The sequence below is a fragment of the Chitinophaga arvensicola genome (assembly GCF_900110835.1).
Lineage (GTDB): Bacteria > Bacteroidota > Bacteroidia > Chitinophagales > Chitinophagaceae > Chitinophaga > Chitinophaga arvensicola.
In genome coordinates, this window is record NZ_FOJG01000001.1 from 3,166,700 (window position 1) to 3,182,060 (window position 15,361).

Sequence of the window (15,361 nt, forward strand, 5' to 3'; positions counted from 1 at the left end):
TTAACGTGAATTTTTTTTGATGGGCTATACTGCCCCGGCCCCCTATTGCCTGTAACGATCGCTTGTTATTTATACTATCAGCCAATTTCTAAAGACACAACAGCTCTCTGAATCCGATTTGTTTTATCATCAACCAAATTATCATGACTCAGAAAACTATTCTCCTGTCGGCGCTGCTCTGTTTCTCCTGCAGCGCGTTGGCCAATCCCCGTCCGGCCACTTTTATGCCCCCGCAATTGTCACCTGTCCGGGAAAAAATACAAGGCACGGTGAAAGATAAAACCGGTGATCCCCTGCTTGGTGTGAGCGTATCCATCAAAGGCACACAGCGTGGAACGCAATCAGATGCCAGCGGACATTTTTCCCTGGAGGCCGATAAAGGCCAGACACTTGTTTTCAGCTTTGTAGGATATGCCCGGAAAGAAGCTGCCATCGGCGCTTCCGGCATTGTGAATGTGACACTGGAACCAGATAATGTGATGTTGAAAGACTTTGTAGTGACCGCCCTCGGTATCGAAAAACAAAGTAAATCGCTCACCTACGATATTCAATCTGTAGGCGGTAAAGAACTACAAACGGCGAAAGATGTGAGTTTTGTGAACAGCTTAACCGGCAAGGTAGCCGGCGTGGTGGTTAACCGCAGCTCCTCCGGTGCAGGCGGTTCTACCAAAGTGGTGCTGCGCGGAAATAAATCGCTGAATGGCTCCAGCAATGTACTCTATGTGGTAGACGGTATTCCGCTGGCAGACAATACCAGCGGTCAGCCAAACTCCGGTTGGTCGGGCCAGGATGGCGGAGATGGTATCTCCAACCTCAACCCCGATGATATTGAAAACGTCAGTATCCTGAAAGGTGCTTCTGCCAGTGCATTGTATGGTAGCTCGGCTGCCAACGGCGTGATCCTGATCACCACTAAAAAAGGCAAAGCCGGTGGTTTCAGTGTCAACCTGGTATCCAACACCACTTTCGAAAAGCCTTTCTCTTTACCGGAGTTCCAGAACAACTACGGCCAAAGTGCGCCCAGCACCAGTGGCGGCCTTTCCCAGGAATCATGGGGAGAAAAAACACCGGCAAAGAATAACCCGGCCGATTTCTTCAACACCGGTAAAACCCTGATCAATTCCATCTCTGTTACCAATGGTACAGAGAAGCAGCAATTGTATCTTTCCTACAGCAACACACATTCCGATGGTATCATTCCTTTAAATACCCTCAATAAACACAACTTTACTTTCCGCTCTTCTTCCAATTATTTCAATGAAAAAGTATCGTTGGATGTAAGCGCCAACTATATCACGCAGAACGTAAAGAACCGCCCCAGCATTGGCTTGTATTTCAATCCGCTGACAGGCGTATACCTGTTTCCCCGCAGCGCAGATTTTAATGCGTTCAAAACTTATGAAGTGTATGATCCCGTGCGGCAGATCATGGCGCAGAACTGGCCTTACATGAGCGATATACAGCAGAACCCTTACTGGATTCAAAACCGCAATCCCAATGTGCAAAAACTGGATCGTATCATGGGCGCGGTAGCCGGTAAGTATAACATCACGCCCTGGTTGAATTTACAGGCGCGTTTTAAAATAGATAAAAATAATTACTCTTCCGATCAACGCCTGTATGCCACTACTTCCAGTGTGGTAGCCGGTGTGCATGGCAACTATAATTACAATGAAGGCAGCGGCTTGCAAACTTATGCAGATGCCTTGCTGAATGTGAATAAAGATCAGGGCGATTTTACCATCCTGGCCACACTGGGCGCCAGCCTGATGGACAACAAATGGCAAAGCCTCGGCTTTGGCGGGTTTTATGGAAAATTACTGAAGATTGATAACTACTTCAATATCTCCAACATGGACCGCTCTGCCATGTCGTTGTTCCAGACCACCCCATCGCGGTCGCAGACACAGTCCGTGTTTGGCAGTGCGCAGGTTGGATGGCAGAATAAATTGTTTGTGGAAGTAACGGGTCGTAACGACTGGTCCTCTTCTCTGGCTTTTACCCCCAATCCCTCTTTCTTTTATCCTTCTGCGGGATTGAGCGCGGTATTGAGCAATATCGCGCATATGCCGGCCTGGATCTCTTTTGCAAAAGTACGGTTGTCCGTAAGCCAGGTGGGCAACTCCATCCCGGCTTATATCAGCACCAATCCGGCGCAGTTTTCTATGAACGATGGTAACCTGAACAACTATACGTATAAACCATTTGTGAACCTGAAACCGGAGAAAACGCAATCTATCGAAGGTGGTACAGAATGGCGCTTTTTCGCAGATGCGTTATCGTTGGATGTAACCTGGTATAAAACCAATACAAAGAACCAGTTCTTCTCGGTACAGGCCTCCCGTGGTACCGGTTACGACGGTTATTATATCAATGCGGGTAATGTACAGAACCAGGGATTGGAAGGAACGCTGAGTTTTAAAGGACCTATTACCGGTCAGCTGAGATGGAACCCCACGTTGAACTTTTCCATGAACCGGAATAAGATCATAGAGTTGTATGATTATATCGATGAGAAAACCGGTGCAGAAACAAAGATCGATCGTTTTGTATTGTCGAGCTTCGATAGCTATTCGCTCGAAGCCCGCAAAGGCGGCGCCTTTGGAGATATCTATGCGAGGGGATTTGTACGTGATGCCAGCGGCAAAGTGACTTATGATGCAGACGGACTTCCGGTATTACAGGAAGCCGGCAAGAATGACCAGTATGAGTTTGTGGGTAATTCCAATCCTAAATTCCTGCTGGGCTTCAACAATACTTTTACCTACCGTGATTTCAGCCTGAGCTTCCTGATTGATGGCCGTTTTGGTGGCAACCTGGTGGATATGACTGCCGCCTTCCTCGACTATTATGGGGTATCTGCTGCTACCGGTAAAGCGCGCGACAATGGAGGCGTAGATGTGAATGGTAAAAAGGTGGACCCGGAAACGTATTACAAACATATCGGTAACCGCACCGGCGCGCTGGCAGCATATGCCTATTCCGCTACGAATGTGCGTTTGAGGGAGTTGTCTTTCGGCTATACCATCCCGGGTAAACTGTTCAACAATAAGATTAAAAACCTGAAAGTGGCTGTGCTGTCGCGTAACCTGTTCTTCTTTTACAAGAAGGCGCCTTACGATCCGGATGTGGCTTTGTCGACCGGCAATACGCTGCAGGGCATCGACCTGTTTGGTATGCCCAGCACAAGAAGCATTGGCTTTAACGTTTCCGTTTCTTTCTGATCCTTTAAATCAAATGTCATGAACACACTCTTTTCAACTATAGGCAGGCTGTTTCTGCTGCTCGTGGTGCTTACTTACGGTATAGCCTGTACGAAGAACTTTGAAGATTATAATACGGACCCTAACAAAGTAACAGAAGATCAGCTAAAAGGCGATGGGCAGGATGTAGGGTCCTTTTTCCCGAATATGCAGACCTCGATTATGCGGGTGGTGGACTGGGAATACCAGACCCAGCAAAACCTCAATGCGGATGCGTATTCCGGTTACATGGCGTCGCGTAATCCGTTTATTGGTGGTAAGAACAACTTAACGTATTCGATGGTACCCAGCTGGAACACGACGGCTTTTGACCTTGGATACAGCAATGTGATGAGTAACTGGCTGGTGATTAAACAGAGAGCAGAAACGGTGAAGCCTGATTTCTATGCAGTGGCTACCATCCTGAAAGTGGCTTCTATTCAAAGGGTAACGGATCTCTACGGACCATTGCCGTATACCCGGTACGGTGAGGGTGGCTTCACGGCGGAGTATGATGCGCAGGATAAGATCTATGCCGCGTTTTTTGAGGAGCTGACCAAAGCAGCGGCTGTATTATCGGCTTATGTGAAAGAGCATCCGGGGGCCAAGCCTTTTCAGAACTTCGACCTGCTGTTCGACGGCGACTATATAAAATGGGTACAGTTTGCCAATACGCTAAAGCTTCGGCTGGCTATGCGTTTGACCTATGTAGATGCTACCACCGCCAAACAAAAAGCAGAAGAAGCGGTGGCCGCCGAAAATGGTTTGCTGGCAGGTGAAGGTGTATATGTGCACCAGGTAAATGGTACCACTTACATGAATCCGCTGGCCTCTATATCGAACTCCTGGACTGATATCAATATGGGCGCGCCGATGGAGTCGTACCTCGTAGGATATAAAGATCCGAGGCTGGGAAAATACTTCACTACTTCTATTGAAAGTACGAATGGTTACAAAGGTATCCGCAACGGGATCAACATTGTGGCTACGGACGATTATAAGAGTTTCTCCTATCTCAATATTAAAAATGAAGATCTGATGCGGCTGATGAGCGGGGCAGAAAGTTATTTCCTGAGAGCGGAAGGAGCGCTGCGCGGATGGAATATGGGTGGTACACCGCAGGCATTGTATGAAACCGGTATCAAGGCTTCTTTCGCAGAGGCCGGTGCAGGCGCCAGCGAAACCTATGTACAGGACAATACCAGTAAACCGGCAGCTTATATCGATCCGAAAAATAACGCTAATAACGCCAACGCACCTACGACTATCACCATTAAATGGGAAGAAACGGCCGCTTTTGAACAGAAGCTGGAGCGGATCATTACCCAGAAATGGATTGCCTTGTATCCCGACGGACAGGAGGCCTGGTCGGAGTTCCGGCGTACGGGTTATCCTAAATTATTCCCGGTGATAGTGAATTTCAGTGGAGGCACTATCCCGGCGGGCACTTATGTAAAACGCCTGCCTTTTCCACAGAGCGAGTTGTCGAACAATACAGCCGCAGTAGCAAAGGCAGTGCAGCTGCTCGGTGGCGCCGACAATGGCGGCACCCGGCTTTGGTGGGATAAGAAGTAAGTCATCTCCCGGAAAAAGCAGCAGCAGTTAACGGATCACCAGCATTATTCTTAAACACAAATACACAATTATGATGAAGAAAAGCCCATTGTTACTATTCCTGTTGTTAATGGCCGGTGCCGCAGCTGCTGCTGTTTCATCACCGAAATTTAAAGTACTGGCCTTTTACAATTTAAGGGTAGAGCCTGACCACGTTGATTTTGCAAATGATGCAGTGGTCTATTTCAAACGCCTGGCAGCAGAGAAACACTTCCAGTTTGATACTACTACCGACTGGTCGAAAATGAATACCGCCGTATTGAGTAAATACCAGGTGGTGCTATGGTTAAACTTTTTTCCGACAACGCCGGAGCAGCGCGCTGCTTTTACCGATTATATGGAACGTGGCGGAGGCTGGATCGGGTTTCATGTGGCGGGTTACAATGATAAATATACGCAGTGGCCCTGGTTTGTGAATTTCCTGGGCGGCGCGGTGTTTGTCAACAACAACTGGCCTCCCTTGCCGGCCAGGCTGCATGTAGACCCTACCAGTCATCCGGTAACCAAGCATTTACCCGCCGATTACCTGAGCCCGGCAAATGAATGGTATCAGTGGGAACCTAGTCCGAGGTTGAACAAGGATGTGGAAGTTTTAGTAACTTTAGATGCCGCCAATTACCCGCTCGGAAAAAAGAACCTGTTGACCTACGGCGATATCCCGGTAGTATGGACCAATAAAAGATACAATATGCTGTATGTAAATATGGGGCATGGCGACAAGATCTTCACGGATTCACTGCAAAATAAAATGTATGAAGATGCCCTGCTCTGGGTAGGTCGTAAGAAAAAATAAACTGGTACTGTATGAAAATATTCCTTCGCACCTGGCTGGTTGGTATGTTGTTACTGCCACAGCTTTTATTGGCCCGGCAACTGCCTATTGGCGCCGCTGCGCCCGACTTTCATCTGCCGGCGACAGACGGGAAAAATTATTCATTGTCCTCCTTTTCCACCGCCAGTATTCTGGCGGTGGTTTTTACGTGTAACCATTGTCCTACGGCACAGGCTTATGAAGGGAGAATTAAAAAGCTGACTTCCGATTATGCCGCAAAAGGTGTACAGGTGGTGGCGATTATGCCTAATAATGCGGAAGCATTGCGGTATGATGAGCTGGGCTACACAGATCTCGGTGATTCTTTTGAAGACATGCAGCAACGCGCAAAGGACAAGCAGTTTAATTTTCCTTATCTCTACGACGGCGATAGTGAAGTAGTATCGCGGGCGTATGGTCCTATTGCCACCCCGCATATCTTTATTTTCGACAAAAGCCGTAAGCTGCGCTACCAGGGCCGCATCGATGATATGGAAAACCCGGCAAAGAAGCCCGGCTCCACCGATGCGCGCAATGCCATTGAAGCATTGCTGCAGCAACGTGAGGTGCCGGTTGCCATCACAAAGGTGTTTGGCTGTTCGGTGAAATGGAAAGAGAAAAGTAAAGTCGCACATACAAGAACAAAAGAACCTGTGAATGTAGATACCTTGTCGGTGGGTGGTATTAAGGACTTGCTGAAGAATAACTCCTCCAATCTGCGGCTGATCAATATCTGGGCTACCTGGTGTGTGCCCTGTGTAGCAGAGTTCCCGGAGTTTATTATCCTGGGACAAACTTTCAGTCAGCGTGATTTTGAGTTTGTAAGCATCAGCGCCGATGATCCGGAGCGGAAAGATAAAGTGCTGCAATTCCTCGATAAGCAGCATGCTACTGGTAAGAACTATCTTTTCAGTGGTACGGATAAGTACCAGTTGATGGAAGCCGTAGATCCTAAATGGCAGGGTGCATTGCCTTATACTGTTTTAGTGGAACCGGGTGGCAAAATCGTATATGCGCAACAGGGAGAAATTGATCCGGTGGCGCTGCGGTCCTTAATTTTTCATCACCCGATGATTGGTCCCTTGTACAGGGAATAGATCCACGTTGGGCCATTTGGTGGCGGGGTTATTGACTGCTTTCCAGAGCAGGCCGTCCAGGTCGTTGAAGAAGCTGCTATCCGTGCGGGTATTACAGAGCATGACCCAGTTAAACCCTTTCTCACTCCGGATGATTTCGGTGGCGGTACCGGGGAGTGAACCGGAATGCCACCAGTTGTGCCATTGATTCACCGCCCATCCGAGTGCATAACCCGGATTGGCTGTGGAGCCGGTGGTCATTTCTTTGATAGAAGCGGCGGATAAGATATCCGTTGGTAACGGAACCCCATCTGCGTGTACCAGCAGGCGGGCAAGGTCGGTAGCGCTGGCAATCCAGCCTCCGTGCGCATCCATGCGGGTGATGTTATAGATATAGGGTTGCTCGCCATGTTGACCGTAATATACTACTTCGCCGGATTTCCGCTCTGCAGCGGTATTACCGCCAATCTGCATATCGGTGATACCACAGGGGAGCAGGATCGCTTTTTTTACATATGCTTCATAAGACTGGCCCGATACTTTTTCAATGACGCGGCCGAGAATACAGTAGCCGAAATTGGAGTAGGCGTATACTTCGCCGGGTGTGTTGGTTAAAGGTTGATGCTGAATGGTCCAGGAAATCAGTTCATCAGCGCTCATGCGCGGGTGACTGAACATAGGATCTTCGCCGTTATTGCTCCAGCCACCGCTGGTATGTTGCAGCAGTTGCCGTACCGTAATTTTCTGCAGGTTTTCCGGATAGGGTTGTTGACCGTAGATAGTATCCAGCAATGCGTTCGGACCAAACACATGATCATCCAGCGATAATAATTTTGCTTCCGCCAGTTTTAGTATAGCCATAGCAGTTATACACTTGGATACGCTGGCGATACGGAATAAATGTTGCGGTGTGACAGGAGTATGTGTGGTCGTATCTGCGTTACCGTAGCCACGCGCATATACCAGTTTACCATGCCGGGTAATGGCAATGGCCATGCCAGGCACCCGGTATTGTGCCATGAAGGCTTTCACGGTATTGTCTATCTGCGGTATGCGGGGTTGTGCAATGGCATTACCAACTGCCAGCAGACAGCAAAAAAAGAGCGATAGATATCTCATGAAATTAAGGTACAAAAATATTGCCTTCCAGGTAGGTTTTGCACATGCCACCGATCAGCACTCTTTCGCCGGCATCTTCGCAGTAGAGTTTTCCCGTTCTGGCAGATACCTGTAACGCCACCATTTCTTTCTTATCCAGTTGTTGGCTCCAGAAGGGGATAAGCGAGCAGTGGGCCGATCCGGTAACAGGATCTTCAAAGATACTGGCCTGTGGCGTGAAGAAACGGGATACAAAATCAACATGCTTTCCTTTGGCGGTAACAATGATACCGCCGGGGTCCAGGTTAATCTGGTCGAGCAGGGCTTTATCCGGTTGCAGGTTTCTCACGATGGCTTCGTCATGATACACAAGTATATAATCCCTTGCCTTGAGCACTTCCATAGGATATACGCCTATGCCTTTGAGTATTTCCGGGGGCAGGGAAGCCGGTACGGGTGGTCTGGATGGAAAGTCGAGCGTAAGGAGATCATTATTTTTTGAGACCACCAGCGGGCCGCTTTGTGTATGAAACGTGAGCTGGTGCATATCCCAGCCGAGGTGATTGAACAGCACGTGTGCGCTGGCCAGGGTGGCATGCCCGCAGAGATCCATTTCAATATCGGGTGTAAACCATCGCAGTTCGTAGTGGCCCTGTTTTCCGGCAGGAATAAAGAAGGCGGTTTCCGGCAGAAAGTTTTCAGCAGCAATTTTCTGTAAGATATCTGTTGGCAGCCATGCTTCCAGGATACACACTGCTGCCGGGTTTCCACCAAACAGTTCATTCGTGAAAGCATCTACCTGGTAAATGGGTATATGCGGCATGACGGTTATTTTTGGTAAGCTACTGTAAAGGTATTGCTTTTCTTCCTGGGAAGGGTTACCGCCCAGAAAAGCAGTCCCAGTAAGCTGATAGCGGCGCCCAGTATGCACACGGCGGTCCACCCGGCATAGGCATATACCGTGGTGGCGGCAATACTGCCGATACCGCTGCCAATGGAATAAAAGAGCATGTACCCGGCTACCATGCGGTTGCGTGCTTCCGGCCGTATGCTGTACAGCATGCTCTGGTTGGTTACATGCACCGCCTGTACGGCCAGGTCGAGCAGGATGATGCCTGCTATCAGTGCAGTGAGCGAGCTGGTGGCAAATCCAAGTGGAATCCAGGAAAGGAATAACAAGGCGAGTGCCATACCGGTGGTCCACTGCCCGCGACCTTTATCGGCCAGTTTACCTGCCCGTGCTGCTCCCAATGCGCCTGCCACTCCAATTAATCCAAACAGTCCGATGACAGCAGGCGTAAATCCATAAGGCGGTGCGCTGAGCGGCAATACCAGTGACGACCACAATACGCTGAATGCAGCGAAAATAAAAAGCGCCAGCATGGCACGGACCCGTAACACCGGTTCCTGTATAAACAATTGAAATACCGACAGCAGCAATTGCGGATAACGCAAGGTCGTTTTCTCCGGGTCCTGGCGGGGTAATACACGGTAGAGCATGACGGCGGTGATGAGCATGAGCAGGGCGGAAAAGCCGTACACCGCCCGCCATCCGGCAAGATCTGCAAGCACACCGGAAACAGTACGTGCCAGCAGGATGCCCAGTACTACACCGCTGGTGACCAGCCCGCTGATCCGGCCCCGTTCTTCCGGAGCAGCCAGTGTGGCAGCATAGGCGACCAGTGTTTGTGTAACTACCGCCAGCAATCCAACTGCGGCCATGCCGCCCAGGAAGGGTATTTTCGACGGCGCCCGGGACACTACCAGTAAAGCGATGACCGCCAATATTAATTGCGTAACGATCAGCTTGCGCCGGTTCAACAGATCTCCCAATGGCAGCAACAGCAGGAGGCCCAGTGCATAGCCGGTTTGCGTAATAGTAACAATGATTCCCAGCGAAGGGGCAGGGATGTGTAAATCATCTCCCATGGTGTGCAACAGGGGTTGTGCATAATATACATTGGCAACTGCGAGTCCGCAGGCAGCGGCAAATAATAAAGCAGTAGTGCGGGATAGTTTATCCATATAAGCGTATGTTTTTTGTACTATTCGGTACAAAATAAGTGTGTAAAAAAGGTAATATCTCCCGGGAGATATTACCCCAGTATTTTTAATTGTGATTCAATCAGTTCCCCGAGAGCCTCATTATCGGGATATATGCGGCGGGTGATACCCAGGCCGTTCCAGTTGTTGAGCAGTATACGTGCCAGCAAAGCTGGTTCCAGCTTTGAATGGAGGGTACCTTGTTTTTTACCACGCAGCAATGCATCCAGGAAAAGTGTTTCCAGTTCCTGTAAATGAACGGCTGCTTTTTTCATCATCGGGTTTTCGATATTGGACAATTCTGCTACTGCGTTGCCAAAGATGCAACCCTTCTGGTGGCGGCTTTTGGTGCTTTGTGCCACGTTGCGGAAAAAGGTTCTGATATATTCTACCGGATCAGCGCTGGCATCGAGTTCTCTTCTGAACTGGGCAATGGCCTGGTCGCTGTGCTGGCTGAGTGCTTTTTCATACAGTTCTTTTTTACCGCCTTTGAAAGCGAGGTAAAAACTGCCTTTCCCTATGCCCATGGCGGCGAGCAGGTCTTCCGTGGAAGTGGCCTCGTATCCCTGCCGCCAGAAGATTTCTGCGGCTTTGTTGAGTACTTCCTCGTCGTCGAATATTTTGGGTCTGCCTGACATATCACGGTTCGTTTATGGCCCAAAGGTATATTGTTTACTAAATAGTACAAAATTTTATTGCGTGAGTGTATGGTCAGACAGGAGTCGCAGATTGAAGGGAATTGGTATAGGAAAACGGATTAGACGAGGTGAATATTTATGAGGTCTATAAAAAAGAGCGCTGACCAGATACCATCTGATCAGCGCTCTTTTATTCAGTGTTCAATACATTTTACTGATGCGGTGTCTGCGGATGCAACAGCTGAAACAGTGCCTTCTGCAGATCATCGTTATGTAAATTATTTAACTGCTCTGTTGCGATCTCGTAAAAGGCCGTTTTCTTGCCTAATACGCCTATTACAAACGTGTGCCCTGCCTGTACCGGCTCCGCAGTCTGGGGGTGCTTTTTTGATAGTGTTACCACTACGTCTTTGAATTTTGACATGTAGTGAATATAACAAAAAATCCCGACTTCCGGGAAAAATACCGCATCAGCTCATTCTTACGTCCTGCTGTAATTTCTCCATCGCATTCTGGAAAGACCCTGCGCGCGTCACTTCGCCGGAATTCACAAAGAATATTTCATCTGCATTTTCAATGGTGTTCAACCGGTGTGCGATGATCACTCTCGTGGTGCTTTCCGGCAACTTCTCCAGGATCTCGCCCAGCAATTGTTCGGTCACCGTATCAATATTGGCGGTGGCTTCATCGAGGATCAGCAGGTCTGGTTTGCGCAGTACTGCCCGCATAAAGGCGATCAGTTGTTTCTGTCCGAGGCTTACACTATCGCCGCCGGAAAGCACTTTTGTCTCCAGCCCGTTTTCAAAGATGGCCAGCAACTTTTCGAGGTTGGCTTCTCTGATCACTTCGATCAGTTGTTCATTGGAGAAATCTTTATATGCCGGGTTGCCGTAGAGGATGTTTTCTTTTACGGTGCCGGTGAATAAGAAAGGTTCCTGTAAAATAAATCCTATTTTCTGTGAACGCTCATCGGCGTCATAGCTGCGGATATCCCTGCCGTTCAGCAATACTGTTCCCTGTGTGGGATCGTAGAGCCGCGCAATCAGGGATGCAGTGGTAGTTTTACCGCCACCGGTAGGGCCTACCAGCGCATAGGTTTTACCTTTTTCCAGCGAGAGACTGATATTATGCAGGATCTCTTTTCCTTCAGGATAACCGAAATGTACGTTACGAAACTCCAGCAGTGCCGGATGCATACCCGGTGCATTGGTGGAAGGTACGGTTACCAGGTCTGTTTCAAGTCCGAGAATCTCTGAGATGCGGTCCCAGCCAGCCATCGCCACCTGGAAGTTGGCCCATAAAGTCGCCAGTTGTCTTAACGGATTATAGAAATAAGTAGCATATGCCAGGTAACTAACGAGTAAGCCTATACTAAATTCTCCCTGTGTAATCAGGTAGATTCCACCGGTGAGTACCAGCAATTGTGCGATACTGGCACACATGGCATAAAAGGGCAGAAATACGTTGTTGGCAAGACCCGTACCTATTGCGCTTTCATAGTTTTTTTCATTGGCATCCTGGAAACGCTGCCGGAAATAATCGCGGCGGTTGAAGGCTACAATCACTTTGAAATTACTCAGGCTTTCCTGGATTTCCGCGCTCATATTACCCACTGTTTTCAGGTTGGCGGCATTCTTTCTTTTTACCCAGGGCGATAGTATGCGGGTGAAGATCAATATGAGCAATGCCGGCGCCAGTGCGGCAATACCAATCTTGTAATTGATCACCAGCAGGAAAATACCCGCACCAATCATGGTAGAAATATTACCCACAAACTGCATCAGCGATTGGGAAAAAAACTGGTTCAGTTTATCGGTATCATTATTTACCCGGGAGATCAGATCGCCTGCTTTATTCTGGTTAAAGAAAGCCACAGGTAATTGCTGGATCTTACTGAAAATGGCATTACGCAGGGTAAATAAGGTACGTTGACCCACACCGCCCATCAGTTTGGTCTGGAAGTAACTGGTGAATAATGCTACCAGGTAAATCCCGAGCAGGATACCGGAGAAAATGAGTACGCCGTGGTATTGCTTATGCTGTACATAATGATCGATCGTGTAACCTATCAGGAACGGTCCCAGCAGGTTGAGCACCGAGTTAAGCAGGATGGCGATCAATGCTACTGCCAGGTTTTTTCTTTCCTGTGAGATCAGCTTCAGCAGGTTACTGAATGCGGAGTAGTTGGATATTTTCTGTTCCTTCTCCGTAAACTTATTAAGATTGTAATTCATAGTTGCTGGTGCTTTGTTGGGAATTAAAGATCTGCATGTACTCAGGACTGGAGTGCAGGAGCGATTCATGCGTGCCGGCGGCTATGATTTCACCCTGCATCAGCAGGATGATCTGGTCGTAATGGGTCACGGAAGCAATCTTCTGTGTCACCGACAGCAGCGTGATGCCCGGGTATTCTGCCTGTACATTGGCCAGAATTTTCTTTTCCGTATTGGTATCTACGCGGGCGGTGAAATCATCCAGCAGCAGGATCTTTGGGTTAATAGCCAGCGCGCGGGCCAGCATGATACGTTGTTTTTGTCCGCCGGAAAGACTGGCGCCTCTTTCTGACACCACCGTCTCCAGTTTCTCCGGAAGGGCTTCGGTAAAGTCTTTCAGCTCCGCAGTATATAAGGCTTTTTCCATCGCCGCCTGGGTCACGGTTTCATTAAAGGCGATGTTTTCGCGGATACTCATATTGAATATGATACTATCCTGGAATACAAAGCCCACCTGGCTGTGGAAGGATTCACTTTTATATTCGCTTACCGGGCGGTCATCTATCAGCACGGTACCCGAAGTGGGCTTTATGAGGCCGGTGAGCAGGTACAGCAGCTGTGTTTTCCCCGCCGCCGTAGGCCCGATGATAGCGACCTTCGATCCGGCTTTAATAGAAAACGAAATATTTTTAAGCACCGGTTTCTGACCGTAGTTAACGGTTACTTCCCGGAATTCGATATCTCCCTTAACAGGGGTAGTAAGATCACCCTCCGGCATAATATCCGGCATATTGATCACGTTGCTGATCCTTTGATAGGAGGCGGTGGCCTGCGCAATGATATTGCTCATAAAGCCAATGACCAGTATCGGGAAGATGAGTAACGCGAGGTAGCTGCTGAATGCCGCAAAATCGCCCAGGCTCATACTGCCGGTGATCACAAAATGTCCGCCGAGCGCGAGGATAATCAGGTTGGCAATACCGGCGGTGAAGGTGATTACCGGGATCAGTCCTGCAAAGAGTTTCACGATAGAAAGACCAAAATCCATGGCCTTGCCGTTGGCATCCAGGAATTTCTGGTATTCCAGCTGCTGGGAATTGATGACGCGTATCAACGCGGCGCCCAGGATACTTTCATTGATTACCTTATTCAGCCAGTCCATAACCTCCCGGCTTTTAATAAACAGGGACCTCACTTTGCGCAGTACCAGGAAAAAGGTAACGCCTATCACCGGCAATGTGGCAATTACAGCCAGCGCCAGTTTCCAGTCGATCGTGATCAGCAGTACGCTGGCGCCGATAATGATAAACAGGGAAGATACCAGCGATACAATTGCCTGTGATACAAACAGCTTGATAGAGTCTACGTCTGCAATGAGATTGGTGAGCAACCGCGAAGGGTTGGCCTGTTCTACCCAGGCATAACTCTGTCCGGATATCTTATCAGATATTTTGGTACGCAGGTTACGCGCTACTTTTTCAGAGACATATGTTTGAATGATGTTCTGGAAATAAGTAAACAGCAGGATGATGACAACCGCAACGGAGAATTTAATGACCAGCGGGTTTAGCTGGAAGGTACCATGCTCATAGGCATCGATACCGTTTCCGATAATTTTGGGCAACCACAGGTTGAGTCCATTGCTCAGCAGTGTAAACAGTATCAGCAGAAACACCATACCAGAATATGGCCGCAGGAGACTGAATATGCCGGCTTCTTTCTTTTTACTACCTTCTTCTTGTTTCATCTTTTAACAGGTACGTTTAGCAGTGCGGCTTTTAAGGATTTCCAAATGAAGACGGATCCGCTCTGCAAATATTGTATAATATCGGGGCAAGTTATTATTTTTTTAGCGGTTCCCGGTAAGCCGGATAACACAGAAATCATAATTGTTTTATATATTGGGGCGACTAGATCCTGTACTATGAATCTCATCCAGCTATCTGCCCGCTTTATTATTCGTCAGTCTTTCCATTTGTCCGTAAAAATTATTGAAAGTTGTAGTGATACCAGCACCTGCCGGGAGCAGTTGCAGGCACTGAAGCAGTTACCACCGGGTACGCTTGGCCATGACATCGCCAGCTGCCTCGAACAGCACCGGTTGCGGCTCGTTCCGGGTTTTGAAAGTCACGACCTGAAACACGTATTGCTTGGATTTAAAATGACGCCGGAAGATGAGATCCGCCTGCAGGCATTTATGATCGGTAACGGCAACTATACCATGGCCAGCTTTGCGATCTTTATTTACGGGGCACTGCTATTACCGGACCGGTGGAGCACTTTCTACAGCGATTGGTGCAAAGGCCGGGAAACTGTGCCGGTAAGTACCTGGACCCTGGAAAGCCATGCGTACTGTGATACAGTTGCCATTCAGCAATATATTGCCCATCCTGTACCGCAAATTCCTTTTATGAACAGATTTGTAAAATTCGGCGCTATGGCCGCCATCGTAGCCGGTGTATCCGGTATGCTCTTTTGCCTGCCCTTCCTGTTTTCAGCCTCGGTAGCCGACCTGGTGGGCGCCGGGTTTCCTTTTGTAGGTGGTGCAGTTATCGCCAGCGCAGGATTGATAGCATTGTCGAATGTAACAGGTATAAAGGCGAAGGAAGTATTAGCAGTGTAATTT

General features: G+C 48.6%; 12 protein-coding genes. 5 read left to right on the plus strand and 7 right to left on the minus strand.

Annotated elements, in window-relative coordinates; all coding sequences use genetic code 11:
* Window positions 1-143 precede the first annotated feature (143 nt).
* The 4 genes from BMW79_RS13115 to BMW79_RS13130 all read left to right on the plus strand — a co-directional run bounded on the left by BMW79_RS13115 (window position 144) and on the right by BMW79_RS13130 (window position 6,764).
* Window positions 144-3,224, plus strand: coding sequence for a SusC/RagA family TonB-linked outer membrane protein (locus BMW79_RS13115; RefSeq protein ID WP_089895389.1), 3,081 nt, complete (start codon window positions 144-146; stop codon window positions 3,222-3,224).
* Window positions 3,225-3,242: 18 nt separating this feature from the next.
* Window positions 3,243-4,817: a RagB/SusD family nutrient uptake outer membrane protein gene (locus BMW79_RS13120; protein WP_089895391.1), complete on the plus strand. Its 1,575-nt coding sequence runs from the start codon at window positions 3,243-3,245 to the stop codon at window positions 4,815-4,817.
* Between the two features lie 70 nt (window positions 4,818-4,887).
* Window positions 4,888-5,649 (plus strand): ThuA domain-containing protein, encoded by a 762-nt coding sequence (locus BMW79_RS13125; protein WP_089895393.1) that lies wholly within the window; start codon window positions 4,888-4,890, stop codon window positions 5,647-5,649.
* An 11-nt stretch (window positions 5,650-5,660) separates the two neighbouring features.
* A complete protein-coding gene (locus BMW79_RS13130; protein ID WP_089895395.1) occupies window positions 5,661-6,764 on the plus strand; it encodes a redoxin family protein in 1,104 nt (367 codons plus the stop codon).
* Here BMW79_RS13130 and BMW79_RS13135 read toward each other — a convergent pair.
* The 7 genes from BMW79_RS13135 to BMW79_RS13165 all read right to left on the minus strand — a co-directional run bounded on the left by BMW79_RS13135 (window position 6,720) and on the right by BMW79_RS13165 (window position 14,482).
* Entirely contained in the window at window positions 6,720-7,862 is a 1,143-nt protein-coding gene (locus BMW79_RS13135) for a serine hydrolase domain-containing protein (protein ID WP_089895397.1), read from the minus strand. The two genes, BMW79_RS13130 and BMW79_RS13135, sit on opposite strands and share 45 nt — an antisense overlap.
* A 4-nt stretch (window positions 7,863-7,866) precedes the next feature.
* Window positions 7,867-8,664, minus strand: a complete 798-nt coding sequence (locus BMW79_RS13140; protein WP_089895399.1) for a PhzF family phenazine biosynthesis protein — start codon at window positions 8,662-8,664, stop codon at window positions 7,867-7,869.
* A gap of 5 nt (window positions 8,665-8,669) precedes the next feature.
* Complete coding sequence (locus BMW79_RS13145) at window positions 8,670-9,866, minus strand: MFS transporter (protein ID WP_089895400.1); 1,197 nt, start codon at window positions 9,864-9,866, stop codon at window positions 8,670-8,672.
* Window positions 9,867-9,937: 71 nt separating this feature from the next.
* Window positions 9,938-10,522, minus strand: coding sequence for a TetR/AcrR family transcriptional regulator (locus tag BMW79_RS13150; protein ID WP_089895402.1), 585 nt, complete (start codon window positions 10,520-10,522; stop codon window positions 9,938-9,940).
* Between the two features lie 211 nt (window positions 10,523-10,733).
* Entirely contained in the window at window positions 10,734-10,946 is a 213-nt protein-coding gene (locus BMW79_RS13155; protein WP_089895404.1) for a hypothetical protein, read from the minus strand.
* Window positions 10,947-10,992: 46 nt separating this feature from the next.
* Window positions 10,993-12,756: an ABC transporter ATP-binding protein gene (locus BMW79_RS13160; RefSeq protein WP_089895406.1), complete on the minus strand. Its 1,764-nt coding sequence runs from the start codon at window positions 12,754-12,756 to the stop codon at window positions 10,993-10,995.
* The gene (locus BMW79_RS13165) at window positions 12,740-14,482 is read right to left on the minus strand and encodes an ABC transporter ATP-binding protein (protein WP_089895408.1); all 1,743 of its coding nucleotides are present in this window, start codon (window positions 14,480-14,482) and stop codon (window positions 12,740-12,742) included. The genes BMW79_RS13160 and BMW79_RS13165 overlap by 17 nt, the downstream gene beginning before the upstream one ends.
* A gap of 177 nt (window positions 14,483-14,659) precedes the next feature.
* On the opposite strand from BMW79_RS13165, the gene BMW79_RS13175 reads away from it, so the two are divergent.
* Window positions 14,660-15,358 (plus strand): hypothetical protein, encoded by a 699-nt coding sequence (locus tag BMW79_RS13175; protein ID WP_089895412.1) that lies wholly within the window; start codon window positions 14,660-14,662, stop codon window positions 15,356-15,358.
* Window positions 15,359-15,361: the final 3 nt, after the last annotated feature.

What these genes read in the sequence shown, in the direction of transcription:
- BMW79_RS13165 (WP_089895408.1), bottom strand. Translation starts at nt 14,482, where the DNA reads ATGAAACAAGAAGAAGGTAGTAAAAAGAAAGAAGCCGGCATATTCAGT.
- BMW79_RS13115 (WP_089895389.1), top strand. Translation starts at nt 144, where the DNA reads ATGACTCAGAAAACTATTCTCCTGTCGGCGCTGCTCTGTTTCTCCTGC.
- BMW79_RS13155 (WP_089895404.1), bottom strand. Translation starts at nt 10,946, where the DNA reads ATGTCAAAATTCAAAGACGTAGTGGTAACACTATCAAAAAAGCACCCC.
- BMW79_RS13175 (WP_089895412.1), top strand. Translation starts at nt 14,660, where the DNA reads ATGAATCTCATCCAGCTATCTGCCCGCTTTATTATTCGTCAGTCTTTC.
- BMW79_RS13140 (WP_089895399.1), bottom strand. Translation starts at nt 8,664, where the DNA reads ATGCCGCATATACCCATTTACCAGGTAGATGCTTTCACGAATGAACTG.
- BMW79_RS13125 (WP_089895393.1), top strand. Translation starts at nt 4,888, where the DNA reads ATGATGAAGAAAAGCCCATTGTTACTATTCCTGTTGTTAATGGCCGGT.
- BMW79_RS13150 (WP_089895402.1), bottom strand. Translation starts at nt 10,522, where the DNA reads ATGTCAGGCAGACCCAAAATATTCGACGACGAGGAAGTACTCAACAAA.
- BMW79_RS13130 (WP_089895395.1), top strand. Translation starts at nt 5,661, where the DNA reads ATGAAAATATTCCTTCGCACCTGGCTGGTTGGTATGTTGTTACTGCCA.
- BMW79_RS13120 (WP_089895391.1), top strand. Translation starts at nt 3,243, where the DNA reads ATGAACACACTCTTTTCAACTATAGGCAGGCTGTTTCTGCTGCTCGTG.
- BMW79_RS13145 (WP_089895400.1), bottom strand. Translation starts at nt 9,866, where the DNA reads ATGGATAAACTATCCCGCACTACTGCTTTATTATTTGCCGCTGCCTGC.
- BMW79_RS13160 (WP_089895406.1), bottom strand. Translation starts at nt 12,756, where the DNA reads ATGAATTACAATCTTAATAAGTTTACGGAGAAGGAACAGAAAATATCC.
- BMW79_RS13135 (WP_089895397.1), bottom strand. Translation starts at nt 7,862, where the DNA reads ATGAGATATCTATCGCTCTTTTTTTGCTGTCTGCTGGCAGTTGGTAAT.